Below are 19,992 nucleotides of genomic sequence, written 5' to 3' on the forward strand. Positions count from 1 at the left end.
GATTTAGCTTATCTTGGGCGTTGCGCAATAATGCGGATAACCCCACTTGACTTCATGAAAGCAGAAATTAACCCAAAGGGCAGAAAGAACAGAATCGCGAACGGATTTTGATAACGAACAAAACGCGCTAACTTCCCAAAACCCAGTGCTTGCAACCAGAAACGTGTACTCCCGATCCAAAAATTGGGCGTTGAAATATGCATAATTGAACAGATACGCAATGACACTAAACGAAACAAAAGTGCAAGTGTGGTGGAAGGAAAGAGCGAAAGATGACGAGGAACATCATATCCATACCAATGAGACTTGAAAATACGGGCCGTATGCGAGTCAAGATTTGGAATCGTAACAATGCAATAGCCCCCAGGACGCAGGATATACTCAATATACTTCAGTAGGGCGAATGGATCAGCAACATGTTCCAGCACATGTCTCATCACAACAAGATCAACACTACCCGGAGGAAGATCAATCTCAGCTAATTGGCCGGTACGCACATCCAGATCATAGCGATGGCGTGCAAGCTGTGCTGCCACACCACTGATCTCAATACCGGTGAGATGAGGCCGCCCACGACGACGTAATTCGTTGAGAAACTCACCTGTTGCTGAACCAAGTTCAAGAATACGGCTTGCTGGCGTTGTCAGGGCAAGAATTTCACCAATCTCAGCACGCCAGGCCATACGACGCATCAACATGAAGAGTGACTGGGGGCGCTGCATATAACTCTCATAAGAAGCCGGATAGATCGCCGCTAGTTCTGCCTCCGTGGTGGGGCGTGGCGTCAGCGTAACCAGACCACACTCTCGACACTGAAGCAATGTGTAGATGGCCCTATTCGTCAAAATCGTGCGATCGTAGCCTCTGCCAAGCGTATGAAAGGTTTCATTTCCACAGAGATTGCAACGCTGCACATGCACAACTCGCTCCTTTAACCTGAGGTCACAGGCCTTGCTTAAACACCGTGTCGGGAATCGATTGACGACGGCGACCAATCGCAAAGACTAATCCACCAATCAAACCTGTGCCATTACTTAAAACATGCATAAAGAGCGATAACGCAAGAGCCTCGGCCGGGCTCACTCCAACAAAACCCAGTAGCAACACAAGGGCATTATCTTGTAAACCCAGTCCATTAATTGCGATTGGGAGAACCGTAATCGCCTGACTGAAGGGGATCATGGCAAAATAGGCGACCGGACTTGCCATAATCCCAAACGCTCTACCCGCAAAATAGACTGCCAAGCAGATCGTTAGTTGCCGTAATGCCGAAACAAGAGCACTACCAAACAGGATATCGGGACGCTTCCGCAAGGCCATGAGACTCGTATGCGCTTTCACAAGTGAAGTCCCTAGCCGCTGCCAGATCCGCCTGGGGAGCATGTATTCAATGACTTTCAACGATGTATTGTTAAAAAGGAGGCCAACTGCACCTACAAAAAGAATCATGATCGCGAACAGGGCGATGATCAGCGTCGTGTTAATCCAGACTTCAGGCAAAAAAAGGAGTGCTATGATGCCGAACGCAATGGTAACTCCCATCCCAATAATGCGATCCATCAGCACTGACGAAACGGCAGCCTCGCGTTGCTCGGTGTCTGGAGCAATCAGCACCATCTTCACGAGATCGCCCCCAATGGATGAAGGCAAAAACATGCTAAAAAAAGTACCGATCAACAAAATCCGTAGCAAATTCAAGAATGGTTGCCGAACCCCCATTCCATATAACAATAACTGCCAGCGTAATGTACCGAAAAAGAGCGCAAAAAGATTTGCCAGGATACCTGCAATGAGCCACCAGTGATTAGCCCCACGCAAGATCGCTCCCACGCTGGTGAGGTCTACCTGCGTCAGTAACCATCCAACCAGAAACAGGGTTAGCACGATGCGCAAGACTGTCTTGCCCATCAGTTCCGCCCTCCAGAGGAACTGTCACGAGCAGCCGAATGACCAGACGGTGAAGAAATGACGATACCTCGTTGTGCAAGCACGGTATCATACATGGCATTGATCTGCGCCCCAATCGCATGCCAGCTATATCGATCTTCGCAGCGCCTGCGCAATTCCTGGCCTCGACGTTCACGCTCCAATGGATCACGCAATAAGGTAACGATACGTTCAGCCAGGGCAAGCCCATCACCAACTGGCGCATAACATCCAGCCTCGCCAAGTGTAGCCACATTGCCTGGCAGATCAAATGCAACCGTCGGCAAACCACAGGCCATGTAATTGAGGAGTTTGCCATTGCCTTCCATACTGGTCAATTTGGCCGATACAGCGACATCACCTAGCGCGAGATACCGGGCAGCTTGCTGATACGCAATACGCCCTGGCAATGTTACGTGATCAGCAATGCCAAGAGCATGAGCTTGTGCCTGGTATTGCTCTTCGTCGGGATAGCCCATAAGGAGAAAGTGGGTATCAGGACAGGACGCCAGAATGCGAGGCACGACGTCTAACAAAAGATCAACCCCTTGATAAGCGCTTAGTACGCCCAGATACACCACAACCTGACGCTCACGCGGTAAGCCAAGTTCATCATAGAGATCTTGCAGATCCTCTTTTCCATATGGGCGAAATCGCTCTGGATCAACACCATAATCTACCTCAAAAACACGATCAGGTGGAAAATCAAAACGCCGCTGCAACGACTCACGAATGTAAGACCACATAAGCATTGCATCAACATGGCGTATGATCGTCCGCTCAGTAAGTTCAGCCAGACGATAGAGCCTTCCCCCTTCCCGAATGAATTTGTGGTTGACCATCTCTCCAGCCATACTCCCCTGTAAATCAAGCACAAGTGGCACGTTCAGCAAACGGGCCACCGGAAGAGCAATCGCAGCTCCTTCATGCAAATGCGCATGCAAAAGATGCGGTCGATAGCGTCGGGCAATTTGCAGGGTGCGCCCGAGAAGAAGCAGATCCAGATAAAATTTATGCCAGGAAGGACCGGCTGAGCGCTTGTGATACCAGGGGATCTGAGGAATGCGATAGATTGGAATATGACCGGGATCATTGCCAAGGTGATAGGTCACAATCGCCACATGGTTCCCTTGAAGTTGTTGTGACCGTGCTACTTCATAAATTTGCACATGGCAACCACGATCCGAAAAATACGGGGTCGGTGCAACCATTAACACCCGCTTGGCAGTCGTCATCCCCTCACTCTCCATTCAATTCCTCGCGTACCGCATAGATGGGCCGGTTGCTGCCTTCGTAATAGACCCGCGTGATCAGTTCGCCTAGCAAGCCCATGCCAACCAGTTGCACCCCCAGCACGACGAGCAGTACTGCGAGCAGTAATAACGGTCGGTCACTCAATGGGCTGCCCAAAAAGAGCCGAATGTACCCCAGATAGGCCAACAAGATGCTGCCCAGCGTGCCCAAGATGAGCCCGACGCTCCCAAAGACTTGCATTGGTCGCGTGGAGTACGAGAGCAGAAAGCGTACGGTGATCAGATCAAGCAAGACCCTCGTCGTTCGGCTGATCCCGTATTTTGAGGTGCCGTAACGCCGTGGGGCGTGATTGACCGGCATTTCGGCGACCGCAACACCCTGCCACGAGGCAATCGCTGGAATAAAACGATGCAGTTCTCCGTATAACGAGATGTGCTTGACAATGTCGGTACGGTAGACTTTCAGTGAACACCCATAGTCATGCAACGTCACTCCTGTTGCCCACGAAATCATGCGGTTGGCAATGATCGAAGGTAGTCGTCGGTTTAGAAACGGATCCTGTCGGTGTGCCCGCCACCCGCTGACGACATCAAAGCCCTCGGCGGCTTTGTCCAGCAACATTGCGATATCATCCGGATCGTTCTGGAGATCGGCATCAATCGTGACCAGCCATTCGCCCCGCGCCCGGTCAAAGCCCGCCGCAAACGCCGCTGTCTGCCCAAAGTTGCGCCGAAAACGTACCACGCGCACACGTGCATCCCGGTCGGCTAGTTCATGCAGTAACGCAAAACTGCCATCTCGTGAACCGTCATCAACACAGATGATCTCATACGGCTTGTCGATCTGCGCTAGCGCTGCCGTGAGATGCGTGTAGAGATGCGGGATGCTCTCTTCTTCGTTGTAGATCGGTACGACCACCGAAAGCCAGGGCGCAACCTGTGTGCTAGCCATCGCCTCCTCAATCACCGGATCTTATGTCTCTTCTTCCACCCCTATTGTAGCGTATCAACCATACCACAAACCCTGGTGTGTAGCGGGCCAAACATGCCAGCTTTGCTGGCATGTTTGGCCCGCTACACACCAGAAGGAAAAAATCCCTGATGCACTGCGGCATGAAGTGGTGTATACTAGGGCTACATAGATCAGAGGTCGGTCGCCCAACATGCTTGCCCTAGCTGCATCCGACCTTTCCCCCCCCTTCACGGTTGTCCCGCTGGACAACCGTTTTTGGTATGGAGAAGGCTCGTGGTTCGTGTGCTGTTTGAGGTGCTGCTGCCGGTCGCGCTGGTGGCAATCATCGGGATGTTGTTGCGCCGGCAAATGCCCCTTGACCAGGTAACCCTCAATCGGGTGGTGATCTATGGGATGAGCCCGGCTCTGATCTTTACGTCCCTGGTACGCGCTGATCTCAGTGGCAGCGGCGCACTGGGGATGGTTACGCTGGCCGTTGGCACAGTTGTGGTGATGGGGGTGTTGACCCTCGCCGTGGCCTTGCCTTTTGGCGTCCGTGGCCGTGATTTGAGTGGCCTGTTGCTCGTGACCCTTTTTATGAACTCGGGCAACTACGGCTTACCAGCTTCCCGTTTTGCCTTTGGTGAGGCTGGGTTTACCCTGGCGATCTTCTATTTCATTGTGCAGTCCGTGCTCTCACAAACGCTCGGGGTCGCCGTGGCCGCCGCCGGTGCCGCCCAGGCCGGTCCGGGCCTCCTCCGTGAGGTGACCACACGGGTGTTGCGTATGCCTCAGATCTATGCAACCGTGGCCGCCTTTGCCGTACGCGCAACTGGCTTTGACCCGGTTCTTGCCCAGGGGCTCTTCGCCGGTCTGTTTCGCGGTCTCGCCCTGCTTGGCGATGCCACGCTGCCCATGATGCTCGTGGTACTCGGTACCCAGCTCGCCGGTGGCCTGCATATCCAGGAACCTGGCCTGGTCACAATGGCAACGATCTTGCGCCTGCTTGTCTCACCCCTCGCGGCCTATGGCCTCGGGCTCGCCCTCGGGCTTGCCCCGTTGAGCCTCGCGGTGGGCGTGATGCTCGCCGGTATGCCAGCCGCAGTCAATACAACCATCCTCGCCCTCGAGTTCGACAGCCGTCCCAGCCTCGTCGTGAGCACGGTGATCGTCTCTTCAGTGTTGAGTATCGTAACGTTGTCTGTGTTGTTGACGTTGCTCGGCGTATAGCGGCGCAAGCCACAAGCCCTCAAAGATCGCGCTAGGCCCAATTCTTTGCAAAGAAGCTCACGCGAAGGCGCGAAGGGTTCGCTCACTTACGCGAAAACCTTTGCGCCTTTGCGTCAAACCAACCGCCTTCTTTGCAAGGTCTTGGCTCTAGACCTGACAACAAAGGTCTGTTTCGCGAGCCTTTGTTGTCAGGCTAGCTTTACGTCAACTCAGCCGTACTGAAAACGGTGCTGAAGGCACGGCAGTAGATGACGACCGACAGAAAACCGTCGAGATCCAGATCCGCAGGGATAGCGTAGTTCTGATTGCCTTCGTTGGCCGTCAGACGCTCAAACTCAATGTAGCCAGGCCCGGTATCATGCAGTTCCGCACTGCTACGTGGCATGGGGTGGCCGGCAATGCCAATGCGCAGATCCGGGCCATTCTGTGCTTTGAAGTTTTCGAGCCGTAAAATACGACTCCCATCGGGCAGCTGGTAGATGGTTGCCTGGCCCTCTGCCCAGTGCAGCCGGTCGATAAAGGTAAACGTGCCACTCGCCAAGGCAATTGGCTCAGTTGGCGCTTCAGCAACCGTTGGTTCCATACTTGGCGTAGGCGCCTCAGTCGCCCCTGGCGTAGGTGCCTCAGGCGTCGCCGTCACTGTGACAGGGTTGGTGTCAGGCGTAGCCGTTGCTGATGGCATTGCTGCCACTATCTCAGGCGCTACGGTTGGATCCGGGCTTGCTGAGGCAACGGCAACCGGGAAGGCTTCGTCTACCCGCGTGCTGAGAAAAAGCGGACTGATCGCCCACCAGACAAAAGCCGCCCCGAAAAGCAAAACTGGGAGGCCGAGCCACAGTACCAGTGTTGGGATACGACGCGTTGTATGTGGAGGTGACATAGACAAGATCCTTTCGCTGAATTCCTGAGGGATAGCGTACAATAGCTTCAAAGAGACAACTGTGAGCTAGCATACATAACATCAGATCCATCGTCAAGGTCGCGTCACCAGTCACGCTACTCGTACATTGAGAGGACATTTATGTCGCTTACAGCAACATTACTCGTGCGCAATGCCCGCATTGCTACCCTTGATCCAGCCCTGCCTCACGCCGAAGCCATGGCCGTCGTTGGCGATCGCATTGCCTGGCTCGGCAGTGACGCCGATGCCGACACCTGGCACGGCCCTGCGACCATAGTGCTCGATGCCGAGGGGCGCCGCATCCTGCCTGGCCTGATTGATAGCCATTTCCATCTGCTCTCTGGTGCCCTTAGCCTCGGTCAGCTTGCCCTCGAAGATGCCACCGATCTTGCTGAGGTGCAAACTCGCCTCCGCACGGCTGCAACGACGCTCCCTCAAGATGCCTGGCTGATCGGAAGGGGCTGGAAATATCGCCTCTTTGCTGGCGGCGAAACGATCCATCGCCACCTCCTCGATGCCGTGGTTCCTGATCGTCCGGTCTTTTTGACGGCCTTTGATGGTCATACCGCCTGGGTCAATACGAGGGCCCTCCAGATGGCAGGTATGCTGCATGGTGCCGAGACAGGCAGTGCCTTCAGCACGGTGGTGCTCGACGATGCGGGCTTTGCCACAGGCGAATTGCGCGAGAGCGAGGCGATGACGCTGGTGAGCCGCCTTCTGCCTCCTGTCACCGATGCAACCCGGCTCACCTTGCTTCGTCAGGCCTTACGTCAACTAGCTGCCCTCGGCTTGACCAGTGTTCACAATATGGACGGCGACGAGCATCAGGTCAAGCTGTTGCAACACTTGATTGCCAACGACGAGTTGTCTTTGCGCATTCTCTTGCCACTTTCACTCTCACCAGGCGACGATCCTGACTGCATCAAACAATGGGCGGCAACAACCGGGCAGCTTCACGGGCCATATCTGCGCACCGGTGCGGTGAAACTCTTTATGGACGGGGTCGTCGAGTCAAAAACCGCCCTGTTGCTCACACCATACGCCGATGGCAGCGGCGATCTGGGCGTCGCCAACTATGGCTTCGAAGAATTTGTGCATCTAGCAAGCACAGCCGATGCGTTGGGGTTACAGGTCTTTGTCCATGCCATCGGTGACGCCGCCGTACGCCAGACGCTCGACGGCTTTGCCGCGATCCAGCAGGCAAACGGGCAACGTGATACGCGCCATCGCATCGAGCATGTCGAATTGCTTGACCCTGCTGACGCCCCACGCTTTGCCGAACTAGGCGTCATTGCAGCGATCCAGCCCATTCATGCCAACTTTGGCCTCGATCCACAGAACACCTGGCGACGTATGAGCGGGCCGGCACGCTGGCCCTGGGGCTTCGCATGGCGACGACTCCGCGCTGCCAATGCGCGTCTCGCCCTGGGCAGTGACTGGCCTGTGGCCGACGCCAACCCATTCAAAGGCATCCACGTCGCGCTCAACCGGCAACCCCTCGATCATGGCCTGCCCGATCAACGGCTCACGCTTGAAGAGGCGCTTGCCGGTTACACCACCTGGGCCGCCTACGCCGGCCACCGCGACGATGATCAAGGGCAACTGGCACCGGGCTACCTCGCCGACTTCATCGTCCTTGACCGCGACCCCTACAGCCTCCCTGCCGAAGAACTTGCCACCATCAAGGTCATCCTCACCATCGTCGGCGGCAAAATCATCTTCGCCGCCTCCTGATCACCCTCTGCGGTAAATCCTCCCCACCCAAATAAAAACCAGGGGCGGCCCACGCCACCCCTGGTTCAGATGAAACTCTACGCTCAACCTCAATCAGCGCTTGCCGAAGCCTTCGCCACCTCGCTGATCTGTTCCGCCTCACGCTTGCTCTGCCAGATCGCCCAGACCAGCAGGGCAAAACAGAAGATCATGCCAATGATCACCCCGGGGCTACCTGGGTTAACTGTAACCACAACCGGAGCAATAATCAGCGCCACCAGGTTGATCACCTTGATCATCGGATTGAGGGCGGGACCTGCCGTATCCTTGAGGGGATCACCAACGGTATCACCAACCACAGCGGCCTTATGGGGATCGCTATGCTTGCCGCCAAAGTTGCCCTCTTCGATATACTTCTTGGCATTATCCCATGCCCCACCAGCATTCGACTGGAAGACCGCCATCAACTGACCCGAGAGAATAATGCCGGCGAGGAAACCTCCAAGGGCTTCAACACCAAGCAAGAAACCAACCAGGATCGGCACCATCACCGCGATAATCCCGAGGCTGATCAACTCCTTCTGGGCCGCCGTCGTAGAAATCAGTACCGCACGGGTATAATCCGGCTGAACCTTGCCCTCCATCAGACCGGGGATACGGAACTGACGACGCACCTCAGTCACGATTTGCGAAGCAGCACGCGACACTGCACGGATCGTCAGGGCCGAGAAGAGGAAGGGCACTGCCCCGCCAATCAACAACCCGATAAAGACCGTTGGCTGCGCCACATTGATCCCCGTCAGTAACTGAACGCCCTGCTCGCCCGCATCAATCAGTTGCTGCTGCACTTTATTGACATCCGTGAGGTACGAACCAAAGAGGGCCACAGCCGCAATGACTGCCGAGCCAATTGCAATGCCTTTGGTAACAGCCTTGGTCGTATTGCCAACGGCATCAAGGTCATCCATCACATTACGGGCATTCTTATCGAGGCCAGCCATCTCGCCGATGCCATTGGCATTATCCGAAATCGGCCCAAAGCTGTCCATCGAAATCGTATTGCCCGTCAGCAACAGCATCCCGATACCGGTCAGTGACACACCATAGAGCACTGCCGTGAACGAGACAAAGGGATCAGGCGAAAAGCCACTGAAGATCAGCACCGAGCTAAAGATCGACACACAGATCACCATCACCGCCCAAACACTCGACTCCATACCGAGGGCCAGACCAGAAAGAATATTGGTGGCCGCCCCGGTCTGTGAAGAGCGTGCTGTCTCTTTCACTGGGCTATAGTGGGTGCTCGTAAAGTACTCGGTGAGTTTATCGAGCCCAATCGCAAGGGCAAGACCGGCCAGCGTCGCCAGCAGCGGACGCCAGTCAATCGAGCCATCGGCATTGCGCATAAAGAAGAAACTGGCAACAACGCCACCGAGGGCCCCAATAACCGCAGCAACATAGAAGCCCCGATTCATCGCCGCCATCGCATTGCGACGACGCTCATCGGTGCGCACCAGACTATTGCCAATCACCGAGGCAATGACGCCAATCGCCCGCAGGATCAACGGGAAAAGAATAAAGCGCAGATCATACTGACCATCGCCAATCGTCCCCGAGACAGCATCACCAAGCACCAGGCCCAGGATGAGCGCCGAAACCAGCGTCACTTCAAAGCTCTCAAAGACATCCGAAGCCATCCCGGCGCAGTCACCGACATTGTCACCGACCAGGTCAGCAATGACCGCCGCATTGCGCGGATCATCCTCAGGAATCCCCGCCTCAACCTTGCCCACCAGGTCAGCCCCAACGTCGGCGGCTTTGGTGTAGATTCCTCCACCGACCCGCATAAAGAGCGCAATCAGTGAACCGCCAAAACCAAAACCAAGCAACGCATCAGGTGCAGCAATGCCAAAGACGATAAAAATCAGCGTCCCACCAAACAGGCCGAGCCCCACCGTGAGCATACCCGTCACCGACCCCGATTTGTAGGCAATCTGGAGCGCCGGATTGTAACCTTTGCGTGCCGCCGCTGCAACCCGCACATTGCCTTCAACCGCAACACTCATCCCGACAAAACCAACTGCATACGAAAAGAGTGAGCCCATCAAAAAGGCAACGGCTCGCCCAATCGATACCCAGAGCACCGCTGCCTCTTCCGAGCCAAAGCGCTCGACGGCTTCCTGGGTTGGTGGCACAATCAAGACGCTTGCCGCAAGCACAAAGGTAAGAATTACGATCAGAATCGCAATCGTCCGAAATTGTTGACTCAGATACGCATTCGCACCTTGCTTGATAAAACCCCAGACCTCTTGCATCTTTGCCGTACCCTTATCCTCAGCGAGAACCTGCGCCCTCAGGACAAAAGCATAGACAATACCAAAGACCGAAATGGCGAGCACAGCCCATACAGCCGCCTGCTGTAATGCATCCAGTCCTTCCAGCATCGCACAACTCCTTCGTTGCAGTGGGGGACTACATCAGCTTCAAAAAAGACGGGTAGCAAATCATATATGCATGAGGCATCAGCATATGTAACAATGCGACAACGTAGCCCCTTGATAGGGCATCTCGATGTACGCTGTTAGGGGAGAGCCTGGCCCGGTGCTTGTCTATCAAGCCCCCTCGGGCGGGTTTATTCTAGCACATGAAGGATTGAATTGTAAAGCTTGCAAAGTGAATAAATGAGAACTGAAGGCCTCGTGCCGGAGCAGCCAAGTTGCCGCGGCACGAGGCCTTCAGCTTCAGCTTCAAGACCGTCGCAAACTAGGCAGGAAGACCTGATAGCGCTCAAATGAGAGCGGCGTAAAGGTACCCTTGAACGTGAAATGACTCGTATTGCCCGCTCGATCAGTCGCCCGTGCGATGATCCGCAAGTCACCCGGATGGATCGGCACAATGCTTTGATACATACCTGAGCCAGGAGCGGTTTGTTCAAGCGCACGGTTTTCCCAGGTGCGCCCATCAGGGCCAATGTAGATCATACTGACATCGGCAATGCCGCTGCGCCCAAACTCTGTGCTGAGCGAGACGTCACGCACCTGTATTTCTACGAGCGCCTCTGTCGCCTGTGCGAGTTGGATGCTGACATCAGGTGAACGGACAGCTACCGACTCGATGATCGGTGGCAGCGTATCGCTCCGCAGCGCGAGAATCTCTCCGGTGAGCAGCTTCGGATCGGGATCTTCGTAGAAGACCTGGAAGACAAGCTGGCGGTATGGGCGTAAGGTGCCAATCTTGCCACTGGGATCGGTGCGGAACTGTGCCATCGCGGTCGCCAACTGATCACGCTGCAATTCCCCTTCGCCAACCGTGCTGTACGCAAACATTTTGTCGGGGAACCAGATCCCAATCCCCGCCGGAAACTCAGGTTCAATGTCGGTCTCGATAATCGGGCTCGATGTCTCCGTCACGACCTGGGTGATCTGCGGATCAAAGCCCTCCCGTTCATCGTAGATGCCACCAATCATCACCACATCCCGTACCCGCAAGCGTTCCGTACTGCCGTTGCTGAGCGCACTGATATCGTAGGCAAGGTTGGGCAAGACTGGTACGGCCACCTGGTTGTTCTCAAAAAGCCGCGGCGGTCGGACAAAAGCCTCGCCAAAGCTGTCCTCCACCTTGATACTCTCGGGGCCGGGCCGCAGGATCGTGCTCCCTGTCCGGCGAACCAGAACAAAATCCTCGGGCTTGAGATCAATGGTGAAGGTAATGGTTCGTGTCAAGCGCCCCAGACGATCTGGTTGAATTGGCGTATTGATCTCGAGCGGTGCTGTCTTGGTTGGTGACGGATCTTCCAGTGGCGGCGGCAAGGGCTTTTCTATCTCCACCCGAATAAAGGGCAGGCCATAGAGCGTCATGATGCTGATCGCTTTGTAGTCATACGCGCTCAGCGTCGTCGAGTTGCGCACATAACGCTGCTTGGCCTTCACCAGCGCATCACCAATCGTTGGCCCAATTGGGAAGAGACTTTGGGCAGGTGAGCGACCGAACGCTTCCACGACAACTTCACGCGCTAGTTCCTCGGTGAGCAACACCGATAGCCGCTCAGAGTAGTCAATCCCGTCTGTGGTGCCATACCCATAGCCGGTATTGCCAATCCAGTTGCCGCCGTGACGGTTCAGGGCTTCGGCAAAGTCGGCCCGGTAGAGCAACGGCATCCCTTCGGCAATTGCCCCGTCATGCACGTTGTAGCCACTGTGACACCCGACCGAATAGCCGAGCGTCCCCATGAAGTAGACTCCAGGCGATGAAAATTCATACTCCGGCACAAGCAAACGCTCGGCAGGGAAGTTCCCCGTGGCAGCGCCTTCAACCGCAGGCAGTAATTGCCAGTGGTCAAAATGGGCATTCACCGAGTTAAGCACGAGCGGAAGCGATGATTGCAAGTTGACAAAGCCATCTCGGGGCAATGGGAAGTCAATATCAAGCCGCCCATCAAACCAGGTACGCTCAAGATCCGGGCGCGTCCATCGATCATTGATCAAAGCGTTGACTTCCTGAGGAAATGACCTGGTTCTCGTTAAAATATTGGTGACTGCCTGCGCCTGATCCGTCAAGAAGTCATATCCCGTCACTGAAGCACGGGCAGGCCCCGGTTCACCACCACCCCGCGAGGTGACATCAATGTGGAAGGGCCTGTTGGTATATTCACTTCCATAGAGCTGTGCATTGAGATAGTTGGAGATGTCGTCAGGCGTCTCAACAATCCGCCCAACCGCCAGTTGCGGCAAATGGAAGGGATATCCATAAAAACGATACGGTCGCCCTGCGCCATACGGGCTATCCGTCAAGAGCATCCGATACCGCAAGGCAGCCCCAAGCGCGCTATCGGGGATGATCATATCACGTCCGCCCACGATGCCACGGGTGTACGCCAGATAGTCAGCCTCGTTGGCAATCGTGGTCAGATCCGGAGCACGAAAGAACGGGACAATATTGTCACCACCAATTAAGACAATGTTACGGACATTCGGGAACGTGATCCGCTCATCTTCAGCCGCATTCCCATAATAAAAGGCGGCATTTGTCTTGGTCACTGGTTCCGTCTCCGTGGCCGCTTCGATCAGGTTGTCGATCAGACCCGCAACATAGTTGGCATAGAGGGGATTCCCTTGATTGACATCCCAGAGATCATACACCTCCGTGATCGAAGCCGTCGCAGCACGTTCATTCAAGACTGGTTGCAAAAGCCCCAGATCCAGGACAATCCCATATTCAGGTGGAGCATTATTATTCCACGGTGGACTCGAAGCCAGTGAATCCAGCGCAAACCCTATCGAGGTAATATTGGTCATCTGGGGGGTTTCATCAGGCCCGTAGATCTGCTCCAAACGTTGTGGGTGATGAATATATAACGTCGTAATCTGCTCAGGACCAATGCCAAACTCGCCACCACCAGGCAAACTGGAAAAATCAAGCCGCAGTTCTACCTCGGGTGCCGATGGGGGTATCGTCAACTCACTTCCATCGAGACGTACCCCGAGACGGTACGACGACGCATTCGTATCACCGATAGGGTAGGCGCTGTTGTGCGGCACGACAACCACATAGTAGACCCCCGGCACCCAGATCAGCGTGTCAATCGTTTCAGGGGTGCGACCACTGTTGATGCTGATCGCCCCGATACTCCCTCCGATTGCCCCGATGCTCCCTCCGATTGCCCCGATGCTCCCTCCGATCGCCCCGATGCTTCCTCCGATCGCCCCGATGCTCCCTCCGATCGCCCCGATGCTCCCTCCGATCGCCCCGATGCTCCCTCCAACCTGGGTAATGCCTTCAAGTCCAGGGACCCCAGGATCAAACGCAAGATCAATCCCAGCTTCAGGATCAGGCCCCCCGCCGAACACCAGATCATAATCATCAGGCAACTGATCCAGCACAATCTGGATGCGCGAGGCAGGCCGCGCCACCACTATGCGAAAGAAATCAACATCGGTCGAACGATCAATAACGCCAGTTATCGTCTGCTCCCAACTCTGGATGGTGCGATCACCGATCCACTCGGCATCTTGCGGTCGATCATTTGAACTGGTACCAGGCGCTTCTTGTTCGATGTACGGAGGAAGTTTAGTGACGTCACTCAAGGTAGCCGCAGGAACCTCAACCGGCTCGGCCAGAGCAGTGGCAGGAGGCTGCATCCCTAATGGCGTCACAAGGATGGCCATCAAGAGCAGCACAATAAGTTGACGTGGCATGCATACGCTCCGATCTTAGGTAACAGAAGCAACCGACTCAGCGTGGTTGCGCAAGCGAGCTTATAACGCCTGAACCAGCGCAAGATCACGTTGTGCATCAAGTTCAGCAAAGATGGCCTGGGCTTCGGCCCGTGCCTGCGCAGCGGTCTCGCGATCACCCATCGCAAGCGCAAGGCGCGCTTGCTGATAGCGCGTTTTGCCCAACTCATAGCGATTATCAAGTTTGCTCAACCCGGCATAACTTGTCTCCAAACAGGCCTGTGCTTTCGCAAAATCGCCAACTACCAGAGCCACCTGCGCACTGACCCGATGCGCGGTAGCCTCTTCGACTTTCATCGCCAGTTCCGCAGCTAAGGTAAAAGCCCGTTCAGCATGAAGTTGAGCCAAGGCGAGATCGCCCAGCGCCAACGCCGCTTCAGCCGTTAAACGCAACACCTCGGGCAAAAAGTTGCGTGCGTTGATCTGCTGCAAGGTCTCAAGCGCCTCCAGCAAGAGCGGCATCGCATCAGCCGGACGACCCTGCAACAACAAGACTTCGCCACGATTGTAGGTTGTGACCGCTACGCCCAGCGTCGAACCTATCCGCGCAAACATCGCATTGCTCAATTTATAGAGTTCGCCGGCACGTTCAAGTTGATTGCGCCCCACCAGCACAACCGCAAGATTATTCGAAGTACGCGCAATCGCCTGCACATCACCAATATTCTCACTGATCGCCAGGCTCTGTTCATAACAGGCGATCGTATCAGCCCACTGGCCCATATTCAGATAGACCATGCCAAGATTATTGAGTGTATCGCTCAAACCATCAAGCACATTCAGTTGTGCAAAGAGCGCACGCGCCTGATCGAGTGCGGCAATCGCTTGATCAAGGATGCTTTGTTCCCGATAGATCAAGCCCAGGAGTTTAAAGGTATGCGCCTGTTCTGACAGATTACCCGCCTGTTCGGCCAACGCTTTGCCCTTCAAAGCCCATTCAATCGATTCGGCATACTTGCTCTGCCGAAAAAAGAGCCCGGCCCCAAGCAAATAACAACGCGCAAGCTCTTCCCCCCATTCGAGCGACATTCCTTCCATGCCGGTACGTAACCAGGTAAACGCCTGTTCATAGTGCGAACGACGCTCTTCGACACTTGCCAACAGACGATACATCCGCAGCCAGTTCTCTTCGCCGGGGACGGTCAGTGTGAGCGCTTCGCGAAAATGGACTTCAGCATCGTCATACTCACCAAGCAATAACCTCAAATCGCCACTCTGCTCGTGGATCAAGATAAGCTGTTGCTTCAACGACGGAGTACTCTGCACCTCTTGCAGCCGCTGGGCGACCGTCAGGGCAATCCCATAGAGGGCCAGCGCATCACGATTCGCAAAACGCTGCGTTGCCTGTTCTGCGGCACGAATGTGATACGCGAGCGCCTGATCCCACGCTTCAGCCTGCAAATAGTGCCAGGCCAGCATGGGCAGGTGAGGTTCGAGTTGGCTACCTGCCAACGACTCGATCCGGTGGGCTACCTGCTCATGCAAGACCCGCCGCCGAGCATAGAGAATCGCCTCATACGCTACATCACGTAACAGGGCATGCCGGAAAAGGTAGCTGAGAATCTGATCAAGTTGCTCGGCCTGGATCAACTCAAAACCCACCAGATACATAAGCCCTTCATCAAGTGGAGACTGGCTCGCATAGACGCCTTCAATGATCGGACGTTGAAAACGACGCCCGATCACCGAGGCAACCTGGAGCAACGCCTGACGCGGTTCATCCAGGCGATCGAGGCGGGCCAGCAAGAGGCCTTCGATACTCCCCGGCAATTGAACCTCGTCGAGCGTACGCTCAAGCCGCCACTCCCCCTTTTCCGTACGGCAAAGCACCTGTTCAGCGACCAGGGCATGGAACAACTCTTCAATAAAGAAGGGGTTGCCCTGCGTGCGCTCAAGCAACGGCAAGATTTCGGCGGGTGGTTCAGTGCCCCCCAGCAATTCACGCAAGAGAGCCACGCAATCTTCACTCGTAAGTTCACCTAACGGGATCTTGGCCGTCGTCGGCTTCTCAATCCAAAGGGCTGTGATCGGCGTATCAGGCCGATAGGTCACCAACAATAAAAGCGGCAAGTCAACTGCGGCAAGAGCGAGTTGACTCAAGAGCTCATGTGAAGGCAGATCCGCCCAATGGACATCTTCAATCAGGATCAGCATCCGATCTTGCCTGGTGGCCCCAGCAAAGAGCGCCACGATCAGTTCCTGAAGACGGTCGTGCCGCTGTTCAGGTGACAGCGACGTGGTCAGCGGAGTCTCTTCCAGCGCAACGCCAAGCGCATCACCAAGCAGAGGCGTAAAGCGATCGAGTTCAGGGGCAAGCTGACGTACACGAATAGAAAGCCGTGCGGTCAACTCAGGTTCGTGCAAATAGCGCACCGACAGGCTCAACAACGTGCGCAAAGGACCACGCACAGCCGCGTATGGCGTCCGCTGATCATAACTTTGACACTCACCCAGATAGATCGAAAACGACGGCATCGCCCGACCATCAGGTGCCATGCTGGCAATCACCAGACGTTGCAACAACTCTTCGGCAAGCCGGGTCTTGCCAGCACCAGCATCACCCACTAACGCCAGCATCCGCCCATGCCCCAGCAACGCATCGCTCGCCAGATCGAACAAGGTTGCCAACTCGTGATCACGCCCGATCAAGGGGGTTGTGACTGTCCGTTGCTCAGACGCACCACCCCGTAACGGTAGCGCAACATCGGCAACCCGAACGACGCGTGACGGAATGACCGGCGCACGAATGCCCTTGAGTTGCAACGGTGAACTATCAACCAGGTCAAACTGACCCGCCACAATGAGCCGGGTCGCCGGAGAGATGAGCACTTCGTGATCAGCGGCCGCTGACATCAACCGTGCCGCGAGGTTCACATTCGAGCCCATCACAGTATATTCGTAGCGGGTCGAGCCACCCACCCGCCCTGCAAAGACCGTCCCCGTATTGATCCCCATCTTATGCGTAAACTGGAATGGCGTGGGCAAGACCGGGGCCAGCAAGGCGACCACTTCAGCATTCGCTTCCTCGAGCGTTGTCGCGAGATCGAGCGCACAACGAATAGCGCGCACCGAAGCATCCTCGTGAGCAACAGGTGCCCCAAACAGCACCATCAACTTGTCGCCGTGCGTATACATATCAACTTTATTCACAATACCATCATAACGATGGACAACCGTCTGCACCCGGCGATAATAGGCATTAAAGACCGCTGCAGCCAGATCCGGCGCATCCTGCAGATGGGCAAGGATGGCGCTGAAATCGTGAATGTTGATAAAAAGTACCGTAACTGGTCGAAACTCACCAAGCCCAACTTGAGAGACCTCAAGAAAACGTCGTGGCAACCCACGAACCAGGTATGGTTCAAGTGCCGCGAGTTGATGCGCCAGTCGTTCAAGAGTCGGCAAATCATCAAACCCACTGTGATCAAAGAGATCAGGACGCGACGGAGGTAACACAGGTTCAGGCAGATCGGTCAGGCGATGAAAGCCACGACCAACCCCTTGCACCGTAACACCAGGAATATATTCAATGGCCTCACTTGAGATCACGACCTGCCCTGGCACAGCCAGTTCCTGTGCCATCGCCACTCGGTTCACCACCGGGCCAGTCACCACAAGCTCGACATGGCTCTGATCACCAACACTTGCCGCAAAGACACGACCACTATGCACCCCAACGCGCAACCGCAAGGCAAAAGTGCCAACGCGTGTTGCCAAATCCGCAAAGGCATCCATACGCCGTTGCATCGCGAGTGCGGCGGCAGCAGCAGCAGCCACATGCCGCTCACCCAGGCTGGCAGCATCAAAAAAGGCGGTGAGCGCATCACCGCCAAATTTCAACAATGAACCCTGGCGAGCATGGATCTCGGCAATCAAGACATCAAAGAGGTGGCTTACGATGGCCGTCACCTCTTCAGAACCCTGGCGCCCAAGACTACTGAGTTGCTCAGAAAGCGCAGTAAAGCCGGAGAGATCGGCAAAGAGCAAACTGCCATTCCAGAAGGCCCCGGAAATCTGCCCCGGTCGTGGCTGACGCAACTGATCCTGAACAAGGCGGGCAGGCATAAATGCCGCGCACGCCGCAAGACGCGTACGTAAGACAAGCGCCAGTTGCACCCGCTCATTAGCGGGCAGATCACCTGTTTGCGCCAACTGTGATGCCAGCTCAGGGTAATGCTGAGCGAGGAACCTGGCAAGATAAGAGACCTGAGTGTCCATAGAAACAACCATTTTATTGCGCTTCAATTGACAGCACTACATGAACGTCACTCAGGGGAGGGTTTCGATGATATGATTATGCACGATACTGACCGGTTCTGTCTAGCATCTACCTCCAGCAGCGTTAACTGGTATGTTTGGCGATTTCGCGGCCAAACATACCAGCCAACCCATACGAGCCATGGCTATGCTATAATCCGAGGCGTAGTCGTCATCCAGGCAAACCGCCATTGACAGGACACATCTTATGCGCGCCAGTTTGCGCAGTCTGCCCAATCTGCTTGGTCTTTTTCGGATTGTCGCGACCCCGTTTCTCTTCTGGCTTGTTGTGATCAGTGATCCTGTTGCTGACCTGTGGGCTGTGGCCCTGTTGATCATCATGGCCCTCAGCGATATGGCCGATGGTAAAATCGCCCGTCACCTCAATGTTGTTTCCCCGCTCGGCATCTTCCTTGATACGATCAGCGACAAGATCTTTGTTACGGGCGTGCTGATTCCTATGGTACAGACGGGGCTTCTCTCTGGATGGGTTGTCTTTGCAATTATTGTTCGCGAGTTTATTATTTCAGGGCTACGTTCCTTTGCTGCGGCTGAGGGAATAGTCATCTCGGCAGGACAACTGGGCAAACAAAAACTCGTCATTACGGTCATAGCCCTGGTATGGCGCTTGCTTGCTGCCCATGCCGAACGCGGGGGCATCCTGGGCACCGTTTTTGACGGCCTATTGCAGAACCTCTTCGGACTCTGGCCGATCGCGATGGGGCTTGCCCTGCTTTTGACCATTGTTTCGGGCCTTGAGTACCTCTGGAATGCCTTCCCCCTCTTGAAGCAAAGCTGGGCTCCTCGCACCAAAGAATAAGCAAACGATCACGCTCATCATTCATCTTCAAACCAAAAACCCCACCGCCCGTCGGCAGGTTTTGCCGACGGGCGGTGGGGTTTGTTGTGTTGTGTGGTGCGTGGACCTACGTTCCCAGGGCTCAGGCCCCAGTAGCATCGGCGCGACCATGTTTCACGACCCGGTTCGGGATGGGACGGGGTGGTTCCACGGTGCAAAACACACACCAACTGGCATCCGGTTGAGCGTGCGCCCTACCGTACCAACTGAAGCGTCGTGCGTGATATGACGTCACTTTGCCCCGCTCTGCCCGCATGGGAACAGAGGGAAGCCCTCGACTCTGCGCACCAGTCACCTGCACGGGTCGCCCCGCGTCCAGTGCTGGCCGCTTACCCCAGTCATCTCCTGGGAGTCTTACCTGGCTAAACCAGCGAGAGTATTTATCTTGAGGCACATTTCCCACTTAGATGCTTTCAGCGGTTCTTGTTTCCGAACATAGCTACGGAGCCTGCAGGACGCCCCACAACTCCTCCACCAGCGGTTCGTCCAGCCCGGTCCTCTCGTACTAGGGCCAGCCCCTCGCAATACTCTAAGCGCTCAGAGCGGATAGAGACCGAACTGTCTCACGACGTTCTGAACCCAGCTCGCGTGCCGCTTTAATGGGCGAACAGCCCAACCCTTGGGACCTACTCCAGCCCCAGGATGCGACGAGCCGACATCGAGGTGCC

Annotated in this window: 11 protein-coding genes and 2 rRNA genes; 3 read left to right on the plus strand and 10 right to left on the minus strand. The window is 55.5% G+C overall.

Annotation, left to right across the window (positions count from 1 at the left end):
• Positions 1–8: 8 nt before the first annotated feature.
• The 4 genes from A9Q02_RS12435 to A9Q02_RS12450 are packed head-to-tail and all read right to left on the minus strand — an operon-like array spanning position 9 to position 4,131.
• Positions 9–920 carry a class I SAM-dependent methyltransferase gene (locus A9Q02_RS12435; RefSeq protein WP_097653411.1) on the minus strand — a complete coding sequence of 304 codons (912 nt, stop codon included), beginning with the start codon at positions 918–920 and terminating at the stop codon, positions 9–11.
• Between the two features lie 22 nt (positions 921–942).
• The gene (locus A9Q02_RS12440) at positions 943–1,908 is read right to left on the minus strand and encodes a lysylphosphatidylglycerol synthase transmembrane domain-containing protein (protein WP_097653412.1); all 966 of its coding nucleotides are present in this window, start codon (positions 1,906–1,908) and stop codon (positions 943–945) included.
• Positions 1,908–3,161 (minus strand): glycosyltransferase family 4 protein, encoded by a 1,254-nt coding sequence (locus A9Q02_RS12445; RefSeq protein WP_172450929.1) that lies wholly within the window; start codon positions 3,159–3,161, stop codon positions 1,908–1,910. Before A9Q02_RS12445 ends, A9Q02_RS12440 begins: the two co-directional genes overlap by 1 nt.
• A 4-nt stretch (positions 3,162–3,165) precedes the next feature.
• A complete protein-coding gene (locus A9Q02_RS12450; protein WP_097653414.1) occupies positions 3,166–4,131 on the minus strand; it encodes a glycosyltransferase family 2 protein in 966 nt (321 codons plus the stop codon).
• Positions 4,132–4,425: 294 nt separating this feature from the next.
• Between A9Q02_RS12450 and A9Q02_RS12455 the strand changes: the two genes are divergently transcribed.
• Entirely contained in the window at positions 4,426–5,361 is a 936-nt protein-coding gene (locus A9Q02_RS12455) for an AEC family transporter (RefSeq protein WP_097653415.1), read from the plus strand.
• A gap of 199 nt (positions 5,362–5,560) precedes the next feature.
• On the opposite strand, the gene A9Q02_RS12460 is transcribed toward A9Q02_RS12455, so the two are convergent.
• The gene (locus tag A9Q02_RS12460) at positions 5,561–6,241 is read right to left on the minus strand and encodes a DM13 domain-containing protein (protein WP_097653416.1); all 681 of its coding nucleotides are present in this window, start codon (positions 6,239–6,241) and stop codon (positions 5,561–5,563) included.
• 141 nt (positions 6,242–6,382) lie between these two features.
• Here A9Q02_RS12460 and A9Q02_RS12465 point away from each other — a divergent pair, with 141 nt between their 5' ends.
• Complete coding sequence (locus A9Q02_RS12465) at positions 6,383–7,996, plus strand: amidohydrolase (protein ID WP_097653417.1); 1,614 nt, start codon at positions 6,383–6,385, stop codon at positions 7,994–7,996.
• Positions 7,997–8,085: 89 nt separating this feature from the next.
• Here A9Q02_RS12465 and A9Q02_RS12470 read toward each other — a convergent pair whose 3' ends face one another.
• The 3 genes from A9Q02_RS12470 to A9Q02_RS12480 form a co-directional block, all read right to left on the minus strand.
• Positions 8,086–10,419 carry a sodium-translocating pyrophosphatase gene (locus tag A9Q02_RS12470; protein ID WP_245860525.1) on the minus strand — a complete coding sequence of 778 codons (2,334 nt, stop codon included), beginning with the start codon at positions 10,417–10,419 and terminating at the stop codon, positions 8,086–8,088.
• Between the two features lie 303 nt (positions 10,420–10,722).
• The gene (locus A9Q02_RS12475; protein ID WP_097653418.1) at positions 10,723–14,169 is read right to left on the minus strand and encodes a peptidase; all 3,447 of its coding nucleotides are present in this window, start codon (positions 14,167–14,169) and stop codon (positions 10,723–10,725) included.
• A gap of 60 nt (positions 14,170–14,229) precedes the next feature.
• The gene (locus A9Q02_RS12480) at positions 14,230–18,426 is read right to left on the minus strand and encodes an adenylate/guanylate cyclase domain-containing protein (RefSeq protein WP_172450931.1); all 4,197 of its coding nucleotides are present in this window, start codon (positions 18,424–18,426) and stop codon (positions 14,230–14,232) included.
• Between the two features lie 247 nt (positions 18,427–18,673).
• Between A9Q02_RS12480 and pgsA the strand changes: the two genes are divergently transcribed.
• Positions 18,674–19,285 carry a CDP-diacylglycerol--glycerol-3-phosphate 3-phosphatidyltransferase gene (gene pgsA, locus A9Q02_RS12485; RefSeq protein ID WP_172450933.1) on the plus strand — a complete coding sequence of 204 codons (612 nt, stop codon included), beginning with the start codon at positions 18,674–18,676 and terminating at the stop codon, positions 19,283–19,285.
• Positions 19,286–19,378: 93 nt separating this feature from the next.
• Here pgsA and rrf read toward each other — a convergent pair.
• Both rrf and A9Q02_RS12495 read right to left on the minus strand, forming a co-directional pair.
• Positions 19,379–19,493 (minus strand): 5S ribosomal RNA (rrf, locus tag A9Q02_RS12490).
• Positions 19,494–19,586: 93 nt separating this feature from the next.
• Positions 19,587–19,992 (minus strand): 23S ribosomal RNA (locus A9Q02_RS12495); the annotation flags it as partial.

The sequence above is a fragment of the Candidatus Chloroploca asiatica genome, assembly GCF_002532075.1.
GTDB lineage: Bacteria > Chloroflexota > Chloroflexia > Chloroflexales > Chloroflexaceae > Chloroploca > Chloroploca asiatica.

Excerpts from the sequence above, each read along its gene's own strand:
- A9Q02_RS12470 (WP_245860525.1), bottom strand. The coding sequence starts at position 10,419 with ATGCTGGAAGGACTGGATGCATTACAGCAGGCGGCTGTATGGGCTGTG.
- A9Q02_RS12475 (WP_097653418.1), bottom strand. The coding sequence starts at position 14,169 with ATGCCACGTCAACTTATTGTGCTGCTCTTGATGGCCATCCTTGTGACG.
- A9Q02_RS12440 (WP_097653412.1), bottom strand. The coding sequence starts at position 1,908 with ATGGGCAAGACAGTCTTGCGCATCGTGCTAACCCTGTTTCTGGTTGGA.
- A9Q02_RS12480 (WP_172450931.1), bottom strand. The coding sequence starts at position 18,426 with ATGGACACTCAGGTCTCTTATCTTGCCAGGTTCCTCGCTCAGCATTAC.
- pgsA (WP_172450933.1), top strand. The coding sequence starts at position 18,674 with ATGCGCGCCAGTTTGCGCAGTCTGCCCAATCTGCTTGGTCTTTTTCGG.
- A9Q02_RS12450 (WP_097653414.1), bottom strand. The coding sequence starts at position 4,131 with ATGGCTAGCACACAGGTTGCGCCCTGGCTTTCGGTGGTCGTACCGATC.
- A9Q02_RS12445 (WP_172450929.1), bottom strand. The coding sequence starts at position 3,161 with ATGACGACTGCCAAGCGGGTGTTAATGGTTGCACCGACCCCGTATTTT.
- A9Q02_RS12460 (WP_097653416.1), bottom strand. The coding sequence starts at position 6,241 with ATGTCACCTCCACATACAACGCGTCGTATCCCAACACTGGTACTGTGG.
- A9Q02_RS12465 (WP_097653417.1), top strand. The coding sequence starts at position 6,383 with ATGTCGCTTACAGCAACATTACTCGTGCGCAATGCCCGCATTGCTACC.